Raw genomic sequence first — 19,193 nt, forward strand, 5'->3', positions numbered from 1 at the left:
TACGCTTACTTGGGGGCCTTGGCGGCGGTGACCTCGACCTCAATGAGGAAGCCGGGTCCGGCCAGGGCCGAGACCTGCACCGTCGAGCGGGTCGGACGGTTCGGCTGCTCTGGCGTGCCGAAGTACTTGTTGTAGGACTTCATCATGCCGGCGAAGTCCATCTTGCCGCCCAGGGCCGGGTCGCCGACCAGATAGATGGTCATCGAGACCACGTCGCCCATGGTCAGGCCCTGGCTCTTCAGGATGCCCTCGATCTTGGCGAAGGTGCTGGCGGCCTGAACCTCGGTGTTGCCGAAGGCGGCGATGGTGTTCGCCGGGGCGGAGGCGTCAGCCACCGCCGGCAGCTGGCCCGACAGATAGATGGTCTCCGACCCCGCCGGCACGCGGATCACCTGGGCGATGAAGGCCTGCGGGTTCGGATAGGTGCGGGTGATCTCCGCCGCCTGCGAGCCCGTCAGGGCGGCGAAGGAGGCCAGGGCGCCGGCGGCGGATGCGGTCAGAAGCTTGCGGATCATTCAGTCTCCAGTTCTGGCTCAGGCCGCGGCTGCGGCGGTGTTGACGAGGGCGGCGTGCTTTTGCCGCTCCGCCAGGGAGCGGATGGTGCGGTGGGCCGACAGGATCGCCCCCTCCTGCCATCCGGGGGTCTGCGACAGGTGCGCCCCGGCGAAATAGACATTGCCGGCGGCCTGGTTCAGCAGGCGGTACTCGGGACCGTCGATGTGCCCTTCCTGCCCCTGCTGGCCCGACCAGCGCGGCCACGGTCCCATGTTGTAGGGAATCTTGCTCCAGTTCACGACGACGCCGCGCGACAGCGCCGCCTCCTGGCCCGGATGCAGCTTGCCCACGGTCGCCCGGGCGATCGCGATCTGCTCGGCCAGGGGGCGCTTGGCGAAGGCCGCCGCGCGCGGGCCGGAGCCGTAGCAGGCCAGCAACATCCCCCGCTCGGAGAAGATATTGGCGCTCGGGTACCAGACCAGCGAGGTCTCGCCGCCCACGAAGGAGATGCCGCCATAGATGCCCTGCTTCTCCCAGAAGCGCGGCGCGTCGAAGCCGATCTTGTTGGAGTAGTCGTTGGGCACGCTGGCGACGGCCTTGGTCACCTGGGGGTCGAAGTCGGTCTTCATCTTGGCCACCAGGGCCAGCGGGATGGTGACCACCGCATAGTCGGCGGCCACGGTCTTCACCACGCCGGACTTGGTGTCCTTGTAGACGACCTGGACCCCGTTGCGGCTCTTGATCTCCGTCACCTCGGCCCCGCGAACGATCGGGCTGCGGATGGCCTTGGCGAAGGCGTTGGGGATGGCGTCCATGCCGCCCACCGGCTGGAACATGGCCGCCTGCTGGTGGATGTTCTCCTCGAACAGGGTGGCGCGCATTTGTTCGTGGGCGAGCAGGTCCTTCATCGGCAGGGGCGCGCGATGCTTGCCGAACTGGTCGGCGGCGCCGGGGAAGGTCTCGAAGCCCGAACGCTCCGTCCCCTTGAAGGTCATGTCCTCGGACAGGTCGCCGTACATCTTCAGGAACGGCATCAGCCGCTCCTTGTCGTCGGCGGTCAGCTCCTGATCCAGCGCGCCGCGGTTGACGGCCTTGGCCAGCATCTCGGCCACATAGCCGCGGGTGTCATTGAGGCCCTGGCGCATCTCCACGGGCTTGCCGCCACAGCCGTTCTCGGACCAGATGTAGGCGCTGCGGCTGGAGTTCACCTCCACCTCGAGCGGAACGCCTAGCTGCTGGCAGTAACTCAGGATCGCCTTGTGATGGCTGGGCAGGCGCGCGGGACCGGCGTTCAGATAGAGGCCGTCCGAGAAGCTGCAGACCTGCGTCTCCTCCCCCACCATCTCGATCTTGTCGCCTCCACGCACAGTCCAGTTGCGGCCCCCGACCCGGTCGCGCGCTTCCAGCACGACCACGTCGAAACCGGCCTTCTCCAGTTCGAAGGCGGTCACCAGCCCGGCGATCCCCGCGCCGAGAATGACCACCTTCTTGCCCGCCCCCGCCGTCTTCGACAGCTCGGGCATGCCGGCGAAGGTCTCCGTGGGCATCAGGCCCAGGGCGGTCATCGCCGAGAACGCGGCTCCGGCCCCGCCGACGCCGCCGATACGCTTTAGAAAACTCCTTCTACTCGTAGCCATGACGCTGTTCCCCTTCAGATCGAATGATCGGGGAGAGGCTGACTCCGGCAGGTTGCCTCAGGCGAGTTCGAAGGGCTCCAGTCCGGCGAGTCGGAGGGCTTTCGCACGTTCAGGAGGCTGGCGTGGCGCGATTCCGCGCACTTCGTCGGCCACATGGCGGATGTGATCAGGGGTTGTGCCGCAGCAGCCGCCCAACAGATTCACCAGACCGTCCTTCGCCCACTCGTGCAGCATGTGCGAGGTCTCGTGCGGCTCCTCGTCGTACTGGCCCATGGCGTTGGGCAGGCCGGCGTTCGGATAGGCGCCCACCAGGGTGTCCGCGATCCGCGCCAGCTCGGCGATGTGCGGCCGCATCAGGTCGGCCCCGAGGGCGCAGTTGAAGCCGATGGCGAAGGGCTTCACGTGCTTCACCGAATTCCAGAACGCCTCCACCGTCTGCCCCGACAGGGTGCGGCCGGAGCGGTCGGTGATGGTGCCGCTGATCCAGATCGGCAACGGCTCGTATCCTTCGTCCTCAAGGTCCTTGATCGCCTTCAGCGCGGCCTTGCAGTTCAAGGTGTCGGTGATGGTCTCGATCAGGAACAGGTCCACCCCGCCCTCGTGCAGGGCGGCGACCTGCTGGCGATAGGCCTCGTACACCTGGTCGAAGGTGACGCGGCGAGCGCCCGGATCGTTCACGTCCGACGACATGGACAGCATCACGTTCAGCGGACCGATGGAGCCGGCGGCGAAGCGCGGCTTGTGCGGCTCCTTGGCCGTCCAGCGATCCGCCGCCTCACGGGCCAGACGCGCCCCTTGCAGGTTGATGTCGCGCACCGCCTGGGCGTCGAGCTTGTAGTCCTCCTGCGCGATGGTCGTGGCGCTGAAGGTGTTGGTCTCGGAGATGTCCGCACCCGCCGCGTAATACTGGTCGTGCAGGTCGGCGATGATGTCCGGACGCGTGATGCAGAGGATGTCGTTGTTCCCCTTCATCTGGCCGTTGTGCTCGGTGAACCGGTCGCCGCGGAAGTCCGCCTCGTCCAGGCCGCGGCGCTGGATCATCACGCCCCACGACCCGTCCAGGATCAGGATGCGCTCCTTGGCGGCGGCCTTCAGGGCCTCGATGCGCTCGGCGCGGGTCATCGGCGTCTCTCCTGCTTGGCCAGCTCCTGCCCGAACGCCCGCTGCGAGGCGTCGATGAAGCGGCCCATCTCGGCCGGGTCGATATAGGGATTGGGCTCGCCACGGATCTGCCGCTGGCGCTTGCCCGGCAGGTCAGCGAACTCCGGATGGTTCGGCAGGAACACATCCGTCGGGATCAGCCGCAGCTTGGCGAAGCTGGCCTCGTAGTCGGCCAGGATCTGCGGATAGGCCTTGTTTCCGAACAGCACGTTCCCGGCCACCGAAGTCGAGCAGTAGAAGGTCACGTTCAGCGGACGGTCCCGCTCCACCACCGGCAAGGTCCAGGTGGTGCAGCCGCGCGTATGGCCTGGCGTGACGTGGGCGGTGACGGCGATCTCGCCCAGCTTCACCACCTGCAGGTCCTTGATCGTGCGGTCCACCTTCACCGGCGGGAAGGTCGCGCCGCCGTATTCGCTGTCGCCGATGTGAGCGCCCTTCTCCAGGCCTTCCTCGTCGCCCTTGGCGGCGTAGAGCTTGGCCTTGGTGTCGGCTTTCAACTGCGCCAGCCCGCCCGCGTGGTCGATGTGGGCGTGGGTGTTCAACAGGATCTTCACGTCCTCAAGCTTGAAGCCCAGCTTGCGGATGTTGGCCTCGACCAGGGGCGCGCCTTCCGGCATGCCGCCGTCGATCACGATATGCCCCTGCGAGCCCGAGATCAGGTAGGAGGCGATGCCTTCGGTTCCCACGTACCAGACGTTGCCGACGATGCGGTAAGGCGCGGCCGGCTTGGTCCACGCGGCCGGCCAGCCCTGGGCCAGTGCCGTCCCGGACAAGGCCGTCGTCAGGGCGAGCGTGGCGAGAGCGATCCTCATGCCGCGGCCTCCGACGGCGACGGCGCGGGCTCGCGCACGCCCAGGACGCGGCACAGGGCGTAGACCAGATCGGCGCGGTTCAGGGTGTAGAAGTGGAAGTCCTTGAACCCCTGCTCCTCCAGCTTGGCGCACATCTCGGCGGCCACCGAGCAGGCGATCAGGCGGCGGGTGTCCGGGTCGTCGTCCAGCCCGTCGAACAGATTGGCCAGCCAGCCGGGCACCGTCGCCTCGCAGGCGGCGGCCATGCGCTTCAGGCCCTTGAAGTTGGTCACCGGCATGATCGCCGGGATGATCGGGATGGCGATCCCGGCGCCGCGCGCCTTGTCCACGAAGCGCAGGAAGGCGTCGATGTCGAAGAAGAACTGGCTGATCGCCTGGGTCGCGCCGGAGTCCACCTTGGCCTTCAGCACGTCGATGTCGTGAGCCAGGGACGGACTTTCCGGGTGCTTCTCCGGATAGGCGCCGACCAGCACCTCAAACGGGGCGATACGGCGAATGGCGGCGGTCAGTTCGGTGGCGTTCTGATAGCCGTCGGGACGCGGCGTATAGACCCCGCCCACGCCCGAGCCGCCCTCTTCCGGCGGCGGGTCGCCGCGCAGGGCCACGATGTGGCGCACTCCGGCCGCCCAGTACTCGCGGATGACCTCGTCCACTTCCTCACGGCTCGCCCCGACGCAGGTCAGGTGCGCGGCGGGCAGCAGGTTGGTCTCGTCCAGGATGCGGCGCACCGTGCGGTGGGTCCGCTCACGGGTCGAACCGCCGGCGCCATAGGTTACGGACACGAACGACGGGCCCAGCGGCTCCAGCCGGCGGATGGAGCTCCACAGCGTCTCCTCCATGGCCTCGGTCTTGGGCGGGAAGAACTCGAACGAGACGTTCAGGCGCGACTGCGCGCGCTCGGCGGCGCGGGCCACGGGGCCGATGACGCGGCGGGGTTCAGCGGCGCTCATGCGGCGCTCCTTTGTACTGAAGCCGGACGGCGGCCCGTCCAGATTTTCACGGTCAGACCGCCGTCCTTGGCCGGCGGCAGGTCGGCCTCGACGCGGCCCTCAAGCCCGGCGGCGGACAGCCAGCGCAGCATCTCGGCGTCGGAGAAGCCCAGGCGGCGATGCTGGTGCGCCTCGCGCAGGAACTCCAGGCGATGCGGGGCGAAGTCGACGATCAGCAACCGCCCGCCCGGCGCCACCAGCCGCGCGGCTTCGGCCACGGCGGCGGCGGGATCACCCAGATAGTGCAGCACCTGATGCACGGTCACCAGATCGGCGGATGCGTCCGGCAGGCGGGTGAAGAAAATGTCCCCGTGGCGCAGCTCGCAATGGTCCAGCCCCGCCTTGGCCGTCTCGGCCCGGGCGATGTTGAGCATGTGCTGCGACAGATCCAGGCCCAGGGCGCTCGACGCCTTGCGGCCCAGCAGGGTCAACATGCGGCCAGTGCCCGCGCCCAGGTCCACCAGACCCCGGAACGGTCCCGGCCCGGCGGCGGCGATGATCGCCTTCTCCACGTCAGCCTCGGCCACATAGAGCGAGCGGATCTCGTCCCAGCGCGCGGCGTTGCGGGCGAAATAGGCGCTGGCCTCGGCCGCGCGCTCGGCCCGCACCTCGCCCAGGCGCTCGGCGTCGGCGCGCGCCTCGGAACCGGCGGGATCAATGGGCGCCAGGGCGGCGTCCACCATGGCCCGGCCCGGCCCATGGGCGGCCAGACGGTAGAAGACCCAGGCGCCATCGGGGAAACGCTCGACCAGCCCGGCCTCGGCCAGCAGTTTCAGGTGACGGGAGACACGCGGCTGGCTCTGGTCCAGGATGCGGCAGAGCTCCAGGACCGACAGCTCCTCCTGGGCGAGGAGAGCCAGAACCCGCATGCGGGTGTCCTCACCCGCCGCGCGCAAGATCTCCACCACTTGGGCCATGCTGATCGACATGGAGACATAAAGATATCTTTATGTCCTTTTGGCAAGCAATTTGTGCGCTGGAGGCCCTATTCCTGAACCGGGCTGGGCAAGGGCTCGCCATGGAAGAAGGCCCGCAGGTTCTCCACCGTCAGCCCCACCATCTGCGGAATGGCGTCCACCGTCGCGCCGGCGAGGTGCGGCGTCAGCACGGTGTGCGGCACGCCCTCCCAACGCGCGGGCGGCGTCGGCTCTTCCTCGAACACGTCGAGGGCGGCCATGCCCAGCTTGCCGTCCTTCAGGGCGGCGATCATCGCGTCCTCGTCGATCACCGAGCCGCGCGCCACGTTCACCAGGCAGCCCTGCGGCCCCAGCGCCTCGATCACCGCAGCGGAGATCAGCCCCTTGTTCTCCGGTGTGGCGCGGCAGGCGACCACGAGCACATCGCTGTCCCGGGCCAGGGCCATGACGCTGTCCGCGCGCGGCCAGCGGCTCTCCTTGGGATTGGGGCCCCACCAGGAGACGGTCATGCCGAACGCCTCCAGCCGGCGCGCCGTCGCGTCACCGATATGGCCCAGGCCCACCACGCCGGCTTTGCGGCCGCGCAGCGAACGTCGTGAATGCATGCGGTCGCCCGGCCCCCAGCGCCCATCGCGCACCCGGCGGTCGCCCTCGACGATCCCTCGCCAGGCGCCGATCAGCAGGCCCACGGCCACGTCGGCCACGTCCTCGGCGTTGACGCCGGTGGAATGGGTCACGGCGATCCCGTGCTGGCGGCACCACGCCATCGGCACGCCGTCATAACCGGCGCTGACGCAGGCGATCAGGCCCAGGCGCGGCATCTCGGCCAGCAGGTCGGTGGGCAGCGGCATCTCGCCCGCATGGACGATGGCCTGGACCTTCAGCCCCGGACCCGACAGGAAGCCCAGCGTGTCGGGATGATCCCACAGCCGCACCACCTCGTAGGTCGCCTCCAGCATCGCCTGCAGAGGCATCAGCATCTCGTGCGAAAGCAGGATGCAGGGCTTTTCGGTCGTCTCGGCCATGGGCGCTCCTCGTTGCGTCTTCTTATGACCCAACGCTAGAGCGTCCGACAGGTGTCAGCCAAGGTCCGAATAGACGAAGGCGGAGCTTCCGTAGGCGCCGATCAGGTTCACCCCGAACGCCGCCCCGTCGGCCAGATCCATCAGATAGGCGTCCACCGCCTTGGCGTAGACGCCCACGCCGGCCTTCTCGGCCTCGGTCAGCAGCCAGCCGACCATCGCCGCCTTGGCGCCCAGCTCATGGTCGCCGCCATAGGACGCGAAATAGTCGAGGCGCGTCATGCCGGCGCCGACGTTCGCATCGACGATCTGGTCGATCTTGGTCGCGGTGGGCGTCGAGCCGAAGATGGTGGCATAGGCCTTGGACACCGCTTCATCGAAGCTGAGCGCGCCGTAGGCCGTTTGGAAGGCGGCCTTGCCCTCGCCCATCTTGCCCAGGTTCACCGCGAAATTGATGTAGCGGTTCTCGACATTGAAGCTGGTGTAGTAGGCGCTGTTCAGGTGGTTGGCGTTGCCGCCGGCGCTGGTCAGCAGGTAGTCCATGCCGCCTTCGCTGGGTGTGGAGCCCACGAAGAACTGATAGGCCAGGGCCGCGACCTTGGTGGTCCCGGCGGCCGCATCGGCGATCTGCTGATAGGCCTGGGCCTGGCTGATCGTCCCCATGGCGACCTGCGACGTAAGGCTGTTCAGCAGCGCCTTCTCGGCGTCCGTGGCCGGCGCATGGCGCAGGATGTTGGCGAAGGCCACGTCCAGCGAAACGCTCGGCGTCGCGCCCCCGCCACCCGACAGGGTGATGGTCGTGTCCGTGAACTGCAGCTTCTCGATCGACTTCAGGGTGTCGGTCCCGTCCGGCGAGCCGCTGCGCAGGTCGCGGATGGTGATCGTGCCGTCGGCGTTGGCGGTCCAGCTGTAGTTGGCACGCGCGCCTGAATAGACGGCCGTGTCCGTGCCGGCGCCGCCGTCGATGGTGTCGTTGCCGCCGCGGCCTTCCAGCTTGTTGTCGGCGGCGTTGCCGGTGATGGAGTCATTGCCGCCGCCGCCGCGGGCGTTCTCGATCGTCACCCCATAGGCGATCGAGATGTTCTTGGTCATCGACAGGGCGTCGCTGAACGCGCCGGCGTTCAGGTCGATGCGCGAGACCAGGTTCGTGCCCGACAGGTCCAGGGTGTCGTTGCCGCCCCCGTCCCAGAGGGTGACGATCGGCTGCTTGGTCTGGGTGAAGTCGTAAGACGCCCGGCCCGCCGTGCTGTTGTAGCCATAGACCGTGTCGCCGGCCCGGGTGCTCATATTGGCCCCGTACATGGCCTGCAGCCCTGCCACATCATGCAGCAGCAGGGTCGAGCCCGAATAGATCGCGTTGTCGGCGTCGAACAGGAAGTCGGCGCCCGTCTCGGACGCCTGGAAGTACGACATGATCGTGTACTGCCGGCTGTCCTGCATGAAGGTGGCGTGGTCGGCGTAGGTGATCTTGCCGCCGTTGGCGTTGTAGTCGCCCGGATGCAGCGCCCCCAGGCCATGCACGATCTCGTGCATCAGGGCCATGAAGTTGTAGCCGCCGAAGAACCACTTGCGCTCCGCCGTGGCGTCCGGGTTCAGCCAGACCTCGACCGAGCGCAGATCGCTGCCCGACCGCCGCCAGCTGGCGTGGCCCCACTCAAAGTCCTCGGCGCCGTTGTCGGAGCCGAAACGGATGCGTCCGTTGCTCGAACCGTCATCGACGGTCTCGACGAACTTCAGATTGATCACGTCGGCGATCAGGTCGAAGGCCGCGCGGGTGTAGATGCGCTCCTCGGCCGTGAGCGCCTTGAAGTCCGCGCCCACCGAACTCGTGCCGGTGTTCATGAAGCTGTAGAGCACCGTGCCGCTCGACCAGCTCAGATTATTGCGGTCGTAGTTAGTGATGATCTGGTTGGCGGACCAGACGGGCTTGCTCGCCGCCGCGGCCGACAGGGTTCCGTCACCCGCCGAGATCGTCTCGTGCGCGGTCAGGCCGGCAGCGCATGCCGCGCAGCCGCAGGTTTGCCACTCTTGGTCGAAAGCCACTGAATGCTCCGGGAGGCTCAACACGTGTCTCTTCAGGAGCACGCAGAAAACGAGCGTGCCTTTAGCAAGATTTATACAAGATTACACAGCGACCGGATGTAGCAGTCGAACACGACCATTAGAAGTAGTGTTAGTTGCTCTAGTAAAGATACTATCGCACAGGTTGCTATAATAGCATTTGCAACCGACTGCCAATCCCAGGTAGAATCCCTTGCGCGGTAACGGTTAGCGAGAGTTACCGCTCGCAACCTTGACGGGCGCGCCTCTCGGAGGGAGCGGATAAGGCAAGCAATGCGGCATTTTGACTTTGCCGCGCGCGATAGAGTTCCTGAATGCTGCAGCGCACACAAAGATGCGCATGAGGCCTTCCGGCCACACCTTCAGAACCGTCGCTTGCCGCTCACCGTCTCGAAGAACAGGCGGAAATCCCCCATCAGCGACCACAGGGGATAGGTGAAGGTGGCCGGTCGGTTCTTCTCGAAGAAGAAATGCCCCACCCAGGCGAAGGCGTAGCCGCAGACCAGCGCCGCCAGGCCCAACCGCCAGTCACGCAGCACCACCGCCGAGACCGCCAGGGCCATGGAGCAGCCGGTGCCGATGATGTGCAGCCGCCGGCTCGTGCGGTTGGAATGCTCGTGAACGTAGAAGGGGTAGAACTCGCCGAAGCTGCGATAGCGTTCGCCGTCGGCGGGTGTGGGGGCGACGCCCATGGATCGTTTCCTCGGTCTTGTTTAGGGAGAGGATCGGACATCAACCCGTGATCGGCAAGACATGACCACCGCCTTCAACGACGCCCTGCCGACCATCGGCCTGATCGGCGGCATGAGCTGGGAAAGCTCGGCCGAATACTACCGCATCATCAACCAGCGCACCCGTGAGGCGCTGGGCCAGACCGCCTCGGCCCAATGCCTGATGTGGTCCTTCGACTTCTCGCGGATCGAGGCCCTGCAGCATGACGGCCGCTGGGACGAGCTGACCGACCTGATGATCGACGCCGCCAAGCGGCTGGAGGCCGGCGGCGTGGACTTCCTGGTCATCTGCACCAACACGATGCACCGCATGGCCCCGGCCATCGAGGCGGCGGTCTCCGCGCCCCTGCTGCACATCGCCGACGCCACGGGAGAGCGCATCGTCGCCGACGGGCATCGTCGTGTCGGCCTGCTGGGCACCGCCTTCACCATGGAGCAGGACTTCTACAAGGGCCGCCTGGCCGAGCGCTTCGGCCTGGAAGTGATCGTGCCCTGGCCCGAGGACCGCAAGGTGGTCCACGACGTGATCTATCAGGAGCTGATCTCCGGCCGCATCGAGCCGGCCTCGCGCGAGGCCTATCGCCAGATCATCGCCCGCCTGGTCGAGGCGGGGGCCGAGGCCATCATCCTCGGCTGCACCGAGATCATGCTGCTGGTCGGCCAGGAAGACAGCGTCGTGCCGGTCTACGACACGACGAGCATCCACGCCCACGCGGCCTGTGATCGGGCGTTGGGGATGCGCTCATAGATCCTCCCCCTCTGGGGGAGGGAGACCGCGAAGCGGTGGAGGGGGCTTGGAGCGCGCCTCTGATTCAGCCGTCCCCCTCCGGCACTCCGGGCCACCTCCCCCAGCGGGGGAGGATTTGAAGGCCTACCGCCGCTTCAATCCCCCCAGCACCCCGCGGATCAGCTCCCGGCCCAACTGGCTGCCGATGGTGCGCAGCATGGACTTGGTGAAGGCCTCCCCGGCTGACTGGCGGTTGGATCGGCGTGGCGCGGCGCGGGGTTTCTCCTCCCGCTGCTCTACCTGCGCCTTCGGCTTCTGGCTCTTGGCCGCCGCCCCCGCGCGGTCCTGCAGCATCTCGTGGGCGGAGACACGGTTCATCGGCTCATCATAGACCCCGCGCACCGGGCTGTGCGCCTGCACGTCATCGCGTTCGAGGGGCGTCGCCGGCCCGATGCGGGAGTTCGGCGGCCGCACCTTGGTCCGCGCCACCACGGTCGGCGCGCCCCTCTCGTCCAGCACCGAAACCAGGGCCTCGCCCACGCCCAGATTCTGGATCGCCTCTGCGGTGTCGAAGGCAGGATTGGGACGGAAGCTCTCCGCCGCCGCCTTCAGCCCCTTCTGCTCGGACGGGGTGTAGGCGCGCAGGGCGTGCTGCACCCGGTTGCCCAACTGGGCCAGAACGCTGTCCGGCACGTCGGCCGGGTTCTGGGTGACGAAGTAGATGCCCACGCCCTTGGACCGGATCAGGCGAACCACCTGCTCAATCTTCTGCAACAGCGATTTCGGCGCATCGCGGAACAGCAGGTGCGCCTCGTCGAAGAAGAAGACCAGCTTCGGCTTCTCCGGATCGCCGACCTCCGGCAACTCCTCGAACAGCTCGCTCATCAGCCACAGCAGGAAGGTGGCGTAGAGTTGCGGGCTGGCGATCAGCTTGTCGGCGGCCAGCACGTTCACATAGCCGCGCCCCTGGGGGTCCGTCCGCATCAGGTCGACCAGGCGCAGGGCCGGCTCGCCAAAGAACGCCTCCCCGCCCTGGTTGCGCAGGGTCAGCAGTTGACGCTGCAACGCCCCCACCGTGGCCGGCGCCACATTGCCGTAGACCTGGCCGATCTCCTTGGCGTTCTCCGCCAGATAGGCCAGCACCGATTGCAGGTCGTCCAGATCCAGCAGCAGCAGCCCCTCGCGGTCCGCAACCTCGAAGGCGATGTGCAGCACGCCTTCCTGCACCTCGTTCAGGTCGAACAGCCGCGCCAGCAGGGTCGGCCCCATCTCCGAGATGGTGGCCCGGATCGGATGGCCCTTCTCCCCGAACAGGTCCCAGAACACCACCGGCGCCGCGGCGGGCGCCAGGGTCACGCCCATCTCGGCGGCGCGGGTCAGCATCTTCTCGTTCGGCGCCCCCGCCGCCGCCACGCCCGACAGGTCGCCCTTCACGTCGGCGGTGAACACCGGCACCCCGGCGTCGGAAAAGCCCTGGGCCAGCACCTGCAAGGTGACGGTCTTCCCCGTCCCCGTCGCCCCGGCGATGATCCCGTGACGGTTGGCGCGATCAAGGCGCAGGCCCTCCGGCTTTTCCGACAAGCCGATCATGACGTCGGTCATACGCATGCCTCCCTGGCGTCTGGAGCCGCAGCTTAGCCTGCTGTCCAGAGATACCAAGCAAAGCTCACACTGGAATACAAATCCCGAAAGCTAAGCCATTGAACAAGATCACGTCCTAAATCAGCTCCATTCTAATTCTACATACCGCCGCTCCGCCAAATTGGAGCAAGTGTGTGGCCACAATCTATGGAACTTCGGGCGACGATCGCCTCGACGGCGACCGGAGCGGCATCGCCGAGAACGACGTGATTGACGGCCTCGCCGGCGCGGATCTCCTGAACGGCTTGGATGGGCAGGACAATCTAAGCGGCGGCCTTGGCGACGATCAGCTAAACGGCGGCTCGGGCAGCGACACCCTTTGGGGCGGCGAGGGCAGGGACGTTCTGAACGGCGGCGACGGCGCCGACAGGCTCTACGGCCACTTCAACACCGTGGATGAAGCCGGTGAGCGCGACATCCTCTTCGGGGGCCTTGGCGACGATTACCTGACAGGCGGTCCCGAGGACGAAATCGACGGCTCCGCCGGGTTCGACACCCTGACCCTCGACATGCGCTTGCTGACGCGCGGCGTTCAGATCGATGTGGCCGCCAGCGCCGCTGGTGTTCCCGTCATTGTCATCCCTAACACGCCTGGCTTCCCAGGAGGCTGGTTCAAGAACATCGAGGCAGGCGTCATCACGGGCGGATCCGGCGCGGACATCATCTCCGGCTGGATCTACGCGGATGTTCTCGCTGGGGGTGAAGGCGCTGACCGGCTTTACGGCGGTGGCGGAAACGACGTCCTTTGGAGCGGCCGGGCCAATGCGCCCTATGGATCGACCATCGATGCGGATGTCGATTTCCTTGATGGCGGCGATGGAAACGATTCCCTCTACGGCTGGCGCGGCGACCATATCGACGGCGGCCTAGGTTCCGACCACGCTCACCTGTACGCCAATGACATGAGTGCGGCGCTCGACATCGACATCAGCCTCAGCGCCGCCGGGGTGGCGCAAGCCTTTGGCGGCGGCTCGGTTGTCAACATCGAGCGAGCGACCCTATCCGCCGGCGCCGGCGCTGACCGGTTCGTAGGCGGCTCGGGAGCCGACACCGTCTACGCTGGGGCGGGCGATGACCGCATCATTGGCGGCGGCGGAAACGATTTCCTCAACGGTGAGGTCGGAGACGACATCCTCGACGGGGGTGACGGCGACGACAACATCTATGCGAACGAAGGTTTCGACCTGGTGATCGCTGGCGGCGGCGACGATCGCGTCTATGCCTACGGCGGAAATGCGACAGCGCGCCTTTCCGGCAAGTCCACAGACTACGAACTCAGCGACAGCCAGGAAGCCTCGGCCTTCTACCTCATCGACCAGCGTGTGGGCTCGCCAGACGGCACGGACCTGTACATCGGCGTCCGCGTCTTCCAGTTCGCCGACACGGTGCTGTACGCCTCCCGGGACGAGCTCAAGGCGGCCGATCCCGAAGTCCCGCAGAAAGTCACGACTGTCCTGCGCCAGACCCAGTTGGACGGCAAGGCTGGTGCGGTCTTTCTGGACGCCGCCCTGTCCTACGCGGCGGGCGACGCCGAGGGTGAAGCAAGGGCGAATGAAATCGTGGTCCAGGCGGCCGACGCCACCACCTCGGTGGCTACCCTCAGCTATCAGTTCTTCACTGACGGAACGCCCACCGAAGGCGGCCTAGACTACCTCGTCTCACCGACAGGCCCGAACCCCAACAACATCAATGGGGCCTACTACCAGTCCTTCAATCTGGAGAACCGGTACATCAACTTCGCCGTCAACCTGGGCAAGGTTGGCGAAGGCCGCGCCGCTTTCGAAGCCGAGTACGGCGGCAAGACCCTCTTCGAAGCAACGCGATCCGCCTACGCGGAGATTTTCGGCGGGACACCCAGCGACGCGAAGGTCCAGGCGATCCTGGATCCCACCTTCACCGTCAATGGCGCGGTCATGTCGCGGGCGCAGTATTTCGCATCCTACGGAGGCGACGGTCCGAACGGCGTAGGAACGAAGGCCGCCATGGTCGGCTGGTTGCTGGCTGAGGCTGAGAAAGCGGACATTGGAATGTACGCACTTTCCAACGCGGCTTACCTCACCGACCTCGCCGACGGGTCTTCGGCCTATCGTGTCGATCTCGTGGGCGACTATGGCCGCCCGGAGTACAGCTACGCCGGCTGACGGCGATCAACCGTGCAACCGTGAACGTCCCGTCGGCGTCAGGCGAAGGCGCTGCACCAGCCGCTTCAGCCACCCCCCAGACGGGCCTCGGCCTTCGTCCAATCGGGGTTGCGGGCCAGGTCGCCCAAGGCCCGGTCATAGGCCGCAGCATCGGGGAACCGTGCGAACCAGACGAAGGACGGCAGGTTCTCGCGCACCGGAAGGCGGGGAAAGGTGTTGGCGCTCGCCTCCGTGGCCATGGGCGCGAGCACATTGATGCCCGCCGCCTGCAGCACGGGCTCCATCTCGGTGCGGAAGAAGCGCAGGAAGGCCGCATCCGCCGGCGCCTTCAGATTGTGGGTATGCACCGCCACGAAGCCGGGACCATCGCCGCCAGCCCCCACCGGCGCCCGTTGGTCCAGGTCGAAGTCCGGCCCGACCGGCTTCAGAAGCAACACATTGTCGTTGTCTCGGTTCGCCTGCCAGACCGGCCCGCCATAGAAGGCCTCCAGCGCTTTGCGCCGCACCTCCATGTCCGCGAAGCCGGAAGTGTTGTCGCCGCCGGAGCTGCGCGAGGGTCTTGCCGCCACCTTCCGCAGCCTGGCGGCCACCTACGGAACCTTGAGGTAATCCCTGATGATCGCCCGCTGCTCGCCTTTGTCGGCATAGCAGCGCGGGTCGGCTTTGGCCGACTCCAGCACCGTCGCCATCAGGCGCGTGCCTTTGGCGTCCGGCTCGGCGGTGCTGATCAGCACGAACAGATGACGCCCGCCCGGCGGCAGGCAGAAGGTCTCCCGCCGGCCATAGGCCATCGGCTCCCAGCGGGTCTGCGCGGGGATGAAGCCCTCGACCCTCGCCCGCATCGCCGCCAGCACCTGCCCCCGCAGCGCTTCGGGCGCGCCGTCCATGGCCCTGATGGTGCAGTCGGTGGGGTTATGGGTGAGCTTGATCGAGGTCGCCCCGTGGGTCAGGTCGCTCAACGGCCGCCCGTCGATCACCGCCGCGAAGCAGGCGTTGATCGCCTGGGCGACATCCTCCTCCGGCTTGGCGCAGGCCGTGCCGGCCACGGCCCACAGAGCGGCGATCAGGACGAAGGGCTTCATCAGGCGGTCCACAATCAGAGATTGTTTTCAACCTAGCAACCTTCACCCGAAGCGGAAGCCCTGCGACGCCGCTCGGCGTCCATGTATTTCCGCCACTTGGTGCGCAGCACGCCTGGCCGCTCCGGGAAGCGCTCATTGAGGAACTGCGCGCCGGCCACCCGGTCGGTGCGGAAGGTGCGGAAATCCTCGCGCAGCTCGCACCAGGCGATTAGCAGACGCACGGTCTCCATGTAGCCCACCGTCACCGGCCAGATCGTCCGCTGGGTCGGCCGTCCCTGCTCGTCCCGATAGTCCAGCACGATCTTGCAGCCGGTGCGGATGGAGGAGCGAACCTGGCCCATGTCTATGGAGTCCTGCTGCACGTTCCAGGAATTGAACGCCCTCCCCGCCGGCTCCAGCACATGGGGCCGAAGGGTCTCCGGCACCGCGCTGGCGATCTTGGCGATCAGGTCTTCGGCGGCGCGCGCCAGGGCCGGGTCGCCCCGCCCGGCCACCCACTGGGCGCCCAGCACGGCGGCCTCGATCTCGTCCGGGGTCAGCATCAAAGGCGGCATGTCGTATCCGTCCTCAAGCACATAGCCCAGGCCGGCCTCGCCCCGGATCGGAGCGCGCTGGCCCATCAGGGCCGCGATGTCGCGATAGACGCTGCGCTTGGACGTCTCCAGCTCCACGGCGATCGCATCCGCCGTGATCGGCCCGCGGGCCCGGCGAAGGATCTGGATGATCTGGAAAAGGCGTTCCGCGCGTCTCATGGCGAACCTCTAGCTGAGCCATGCTGACAGCATGCTGGCAGCAGGATGGCGGTAGCAATAGCTCGTCGGCCGCCGCTTGGGGGCCGTGACGATGGAGGGACCGCGATGATCAAGCTCTATGGCGCCGGCGAAGGCTTCGGCCTGCCTGAATTCAGCCCCTATGCCTGCAAGACCGAGGTGCAGCTTCAGATGGCGGGCCTGGCCTACGAGAAGCACCGCGCCCCGCCCCACATGTCGCCCAAGGGCCAGCTGCCCTTCATCGACGACGGCGGCAGGATCATCGCCGACTCCACCTTTATCCGCGTCCATATGGAGGAGACCTACGGCGTCGACCTGGACGCAGGCCTCACCAACGCCCAGCGCGCCCAGGCCTGGGCCATCGAGCGGATGATCGAGAACCACTTCGGCTGGGTCTCCGCCTGGGCCCGCTTCATGATCCCCGAGAACTACGAGAAAGGCCCCGGCCGCTGGTTCGACCATCTACCGGCGCAGCAGCGCGACGAGATGCGGGCCGTGGTCATGGACAAGGTCCAGGCCAACCTGATGTCAGTGGGCGTCGCCCGCCACGCCCCGAACGAGATCCTGGCCATGGGCGACTGGTCGCTGCAGTCCTTGTCGGCCCTGCTGGACTGCAAACCCTATTTGATGGGCGACCAGCCGGCGGGGGTGGACGCCACCGCCTTCGGCGCCCTGGCCGGAGTGCTGACGCCCTTCTTCGACGGACCGCTGCGCCGCCGGGCGGAGCGCTACGGCAACCTCGTCGCCTATGTGGACCGCATGATGGCCCGGCACTATCCGGACCATCCGTGGGGAGAGCTGTCGATCGCGGCCTAGCCCCCCCCCGAGACCGTCAGTGCGGCCAGACCTCCTTGAGCACGGAGACCTGGCCGCCCTTGACCATGATCTCCAGCGACGGGTCCTTCGGCACGCCCGCCGCGAACAGCTCGTAGATCACCGAGCCGTCGGTCTGCTTGCTTTCGATCACGCGGACCGGCTCGACCTTCTTCTCGGCCTTGGCCGCCGCGGCGCGGACCTCGGTCGGGGCGTCGGCCCAGGCGATGTCGCGCTGGATCTCCACCACGCTATAGGCGCCCTCGCCGGTCTGCATGACGTCGAGCTCGATCTCGCCTTCCGGCGTCTTGCCCTCCACGTCGAAGTAGATGCGCCCTTCGCGCTCCTTCTTCTGCGCCTCGAGAATGGTGATGCCCGGCACCGTGCCCTTGACCAGGGCCGTCACCGCCGACGGCAGGTCGGCCGGCTTCAGTTCGGTGATCTTGGTCACCGGTTGCGCCTGGGCGGCGCCCACGCCAAGCGTGGCGAGAGCGGCGAGTGAGAGAAACGTCGTGCGGGTGGCGGACATGCGGCCTCCAAGATTGCGTGGGCGCACAATGGCGCCTGCGGGGCCGCCGACCAAGACGCTAGGCGCCGGGCCCGACGTGAGACGCCGGGCCCGGCCCCTCGATCAGAACCGATAGCTGGCGGTCATCCGCACGGAGTGGATCTGCGTCATGTCCTTGGAGCGACGCATGTCCGTGCCCGCGCTGTTGACCAGCAGGAACGGATTCCCGGCCGGGGCCGGTCCCCCCGCGCGCGTCGTGGCCGTGCCTTCATCGAAGTTGCTGTAGAGGTACTCCACCCCCAACGAGACATCGTCGGTCAGCTTGCGCTCATAACCGCCGCCGACCTGATAGCCGGTGACCCACTTGTCATCGCCGGTGACGGTGAAGCTGTTGGCCCCGTTGCTGGTGGTGAAGCGGTCGCGCATCTCGGCCCAGGCGACGCCGGCCGTGGCGTAGAGCAGGTTGTCGCCCATGGCGTAGCCGCCGCGCGCCCGCAGGGCGCCCCAGCCGTTCAACTCGCGGGTGGAGGTGTAGAAGGCCGGCGTGGTCGAGAAGCTGGTGACATCGTCGTCCAGGTTCAGGCGGGTGACTTCGGCGACGCCGCCCACCACCCAGTTGCCGAACTGCCAGTCATAGCCGGCGCGGGCGCCGAACTCGAAGTTGCTGTCCTTGTCGCCCGTACAGCCGGCCCCGCGGGCCGCGCCGCGCGCCACGCCGTCGCAGGAGCCGGGCGAGAAGGCGTCAGCGCCGGCGGCGGTGCGGACCGTGTCGTCGAACTGGCCGTCCAGGTCGGTGTCGAACACCAGCCGCTCGCCCTCGGCGTTGGCGCGCTGCCCCCACCCCATCTGGGCGCCCACATAGCCGCCGGACCAGTCGCGCGCGGACTGGGCGTTCGCCGCTGAGCCGGCGCCAAGAGCCGCCAGGGCGGCCGCGGTGAGGAGGAGGTGCTTCATGCGTAAACCCGTTTACTGACCGACCGCCTCCGCCGATCGGAGAGGTCGAATGGGCAGCACAACGCACCGCCGCCAGGTTTCGGTGTGGCCTAAATGGCGCAGACGCCGATATCCGGACAAAGCTTGAGCAGACGCAAAAGGCCTTGCGTTTCAACGCACAGTGAAGCTCAAAGCCTGCAACGACGGGCCGCCTGAGCCGTTCAGCCTGGACCTTCGAACGCGCCGTGCGCGTCTGAATAAAAGTGAGAAACCATGAGCGTCGCCTTCACGCGGGAAGAGGATTACGAGGCCACGGCGGCGGATCTGCCGGATCGCCCGATCTCGCCCCACGCCAATCTTGTCACGCCCCGAGGCCTGTACCGGATCGAGGCTGAGCTGGCCGAGGCCCGCGCCGCCTACACCGCCGCCCAGTCCGCCGGCGACGTGAGCAGCGACCGCACCGCCATCGCCCGCGCCACCCGCGACCTGCGCTACTGGTCGGCCCGTCGCGCCAGCGCCCAGCTGGTCGAGCCCACGCCCGACGCCCAGGTGGTCACCTTCGGCGGCACGGTCACCTTCGACCGCGAGGACGGCCGCCGTCAGACCTTCCGCATCGTCGGCGAGGACGAGGCCGACCCGGCCAACGGCGCGGTCTCCTACGTCTCACCCCTGGCCCAGGCCGTGCTCGGCAAGGCCGTGGGCGACGAGGCCATGGTCGCGGGTTCGGAGGTGGAGATCGTGGCGATCGGGTGA

The 19,193-nt window shown here is 67.4% G+C and carries 19 protein-coding genes; 4 read left to right on the forward strand and 15 right to left on the reverse strand.

Annotated elements, in window-relative coordinates:
• Nucleotides 1-5: 5 nt before the first annotated feature.
• The 9 genes from P7B02_RS14730 to P7B02_RS14770 all read right to left on the reverse strand — a co-directional run bounded on the left by P7B02_RS14730 (nt 6) and on the right by P7B02_RS14770 (nt 9,786).
• Nucleotides 6-515 carry a RidA family protein gene (locus P7B02_RS14730; RefSeq protein ID WP_277787097.1) on the reverse strand — a complete coding sequence of 170 codons (510 nt, stop codon included), beginning with the start codon at nt 513-515 and terminating at the stop codon, nt 6-8.
• Nucleotides 516-533: 18 nt separating this feature from the next.
• Complete coding sequence (locus tag P7B02_RS14735; protein WP_277787098.1) at nt 534-2,132, reverse strand: flavin monoamine oxidase family protein; 1,599 nt, start codon at nt 2,130-2,132, stop codon at nt 534-536.
• Between the two features lie 57 nt (nt 2,133-2,189).
• Complete coding sequence (locus P7B02_RS14740) at nt 2,190-3,254, reverse strand: homocysteine S-methyltransferase family protein (RefSeq protein WP_277787099.1); 1,065 nt, start codon at nt 3,252-3,254, stop codon at nt 2,190-2,192.
• The gene (gene bla / locus P7B02_RS14745) at nt 3,251-4,105 is read right to left on the reverse strand and encodes a subclass B3 metallo-beta-lactamase (protein ID WP_277787100.1); all 855 of its coding nucleotides are present in this window, start codon (nt 4,103-4,105) and stop codon (nt 3,251-3,253) included. Before bla ends, P7B02_RS14740 begins: the two co-directional genes overlap by 4 nt.
• The gene (gene metF, locus P7B02_RS14750; protein ID WP_277787101.1) at nt 4,102-5,055 is read right to left on the reverse strand and encodes a methylenetetrahydrofolate reductase [NAD(P)H]; all 954 of its coding nucleotides are present in this window, start codon (nt 5,053-5,055) and stop codon (nt 4,102-4,104) included. The genes bla and metF overlap by 4 nt, the downstream gene beginning before the upstream one ends.
• Nucleotides 5,052-6,023 carry an ArsR/SmtB family transcription factor gene (locus P7B02_RS14755; protein WP_277787102.1) on the reverse strand — a complete coding sequence of 324 codons (972 nt, stop codon included), beginning with the start codon at nt 6,021-6,023 and terminating at the stop codon, nt 5,052-5,054. The genes metF and P7B02_RS14755 overlap by 4 nt, the downstream gene beginning before the upstream one ends.
• Nucleotides 6,024-6,079: 56 nt before the next feature.
• Complete coding sequence (locus P7B02_RS14760; protein ID WP_277787103.1) at nt 6,080-7,036, reverse strand: 2-hydroxyacid dehydrogenase; 957 nt, start codon at nt 7,034-7,036, stop codon at nt 6,080-6,082.
• A 54-nt stretch (nt 7,037-7,090) separates the two neighbouring features.
• Nucleotides 7,091-9,076, reverse strand: coding sequence for a M10 family metallopeptidase (locus tag P7B02_RS14765; protein WP_277787104.1), 1,986 nt, complete (start codon nt 9,074-9,076; stop codon nt 7,091-7,093).
• A 380-nt stretch (nt 9,077-9,456) separates the two neighbouring features.
• Nucleotides 9,457-9,786 (reverse strand): Mpo1-like protein, encoded by a 330-nt coding sequence (locus P7B02_RS14770; RefSeq protein ID WP_277787105.1) that lies wholly within the window; start codon nt 9,784-9,786, stop codon nt 9,457-9,459.
• Between the two features lie 61 nt (nt 9,787-9,847).
• Here P7B02_RS14770 and P7B02_RS14775 point away from each other — a divergent pair, with 61 nt between their 5' ends.
• The gene (locus tag P7B02_RS14775; protein ID WP_277787106.1) at nt 9,848-10,573 is read left to right on the forward strand and encodes an aspartate/glutamate racemase family protein; all 726 of its coding nucleotides are present in this window, start codon (nt 9,848-9,850) and stop codon (nt 10,571-10,573) included.
• 123 nt (nt 10,574-10,696) lie between these two features.
• Here the strand turns inward: P7B02_RS14775 and P7B02_RS14780 are convergent, their stop codons facing one another.
• On the reverse strand, nt 10,697-12,154 hold the full coding sequence (locus P7B02_RS14780; protein WP_277787107.1) for a helicase HerA-like domain-containing protein: 1,458 nt from the start codon (nt 12,152-12,154) through the stop codon (nt 10,697-10,699).
• Nucleotides 12,155-12,327: 173 nt separating this feature from the next.
• On the opposite strand from P7B02_RS14780, the gene P7B02_RS14785 reads away from it, so the two are divergent.
• The gene (locus P7B02_RS14785) at nt 12,328-14,334 is read left to right on the forward strand and encodes a hypothetical protein (protein ID WP_277787108.1); all 2,007 of its coding nucleotides are present in this window, start codon (nt 12,328-12,330) and stop codon (nt 14,332-14,334) included.
• Nucleotides 14,335-14,399: 65 nt separating this feature from the next.
• Here P7B02_RS14785 and P7B02_RS14790 read toward each other — a convergent pair whose 3' ends face one another.
• Genes P7B02_RS14790 through P7B02_RS14800 form a run of 3 tightly spaced genes read right to left on the reverse strand, consistent with a single transcriptional unit; the run spans nt 14,400 to nt 16,168 of the window.
• On the reverse strand, nt 14,400-14,903 hold the full coding sequence (locus P7B02_RS14790) for a hypothetical protein (protein ID WP_277787109.1): 504 nt from the start codon (nt 14,901-14,903) through the stop codon (nt 14,400-14,402).
• Nucleotides 14,904-14,924: 21 nt separating this feature from the next.
• Entirely contained in the window at nt 14,925-15,416 is a 492-nt protein-coding gene (locus P7B02_RS14795; RefSeq protein WP_277787110.1) for a hypothetical protein, read from the reverse strand.
• 32 nt (nt 15,417-15,448) lie between these two features.
• Nucleotides 15,449-16,168: a helix-turn-helix transcriptional regulator gene (locus P7B02_RS14800; RefSeq protein WP_277787111.1), complete on the reverse strand. Its 720-nt coding sequence runs from the start codon at nt 16,166-16,168 to the stop codon at nt 15,449-15,451.
• A 105-nt stretch (nt 16,169-16,273) separates the two neighbouring features.
• On the opposite strand from P7B02_RS14800, the gene P7B02_RS14805 reads away from it, so the two are divergent.
• Nucleotides 16,274-17,002, forward strand: coding sequence for a glutathione S-transferase family protein (locus tag P7B02_RS14805; protein ID WP_277787112.1), 729 nt, complete (start codon nt 16,274-16,276; stop codon nt 17,000-17,002).
• Between the two features lie 16 nt (nt 17,003-17,018).
• Here the strand turns inward: P7B02_RS14805 and P7B02_RS14810 are convergent, their stop codons facing one another.
• Together P7B02_RS14810 and P7B02_RS14815 are read right to left on the reverse strand one after the other, a co-directional pair.
• Nucleotides 17,019-17,528 carry a hypothetical protein gene (locus P7B02_RS14810; protein WP_277787113.1) on the reverse strand — a complete coding sequence of 170 codons (510 nt, stop codon included), beginning with the start codon at nt 17,526-17,528 and terminating at the stop codon, nt 17,019-17,021.
• A 102-nt stretch (nt 17,529-17,630) separates the two neighbouring features.
• Nucleotides 17,631-18,461, reverse strand: coding sequence for an outer membrane protein (locus P7B02_RS14815; protein ID WP_277787114.1), 831 nt, complete (start codon nt 18,459-18,461; stop codon nt 17,631-17,633).
• A 252-nt stretch (nt 18,462-18,713) separates the two neighbouring features.
• On the opposite strand from P7B02_RS14815, the gene greA reads away from it, so the two are divergent.
• Entirely contained in the window at nt 18,714-19,193 is a 480-nt protein-coding gene (greA, locus tag P7B02_RS14820) for a transcription elongation factor GreA (protein WP_277787115.1), read from the forward strand.

The sequence above is a fragment of the Caulobacter segnis genome (assembly GCF_029543125.1).
In the GTDB taxonomy this organism is placed as follows: Bacteria; Pseudomonadota; Alphaproteobacteria; order Caulobacterales; family Caulobacteraceae; genus Caulobacter; species Caulobacter segnis_D.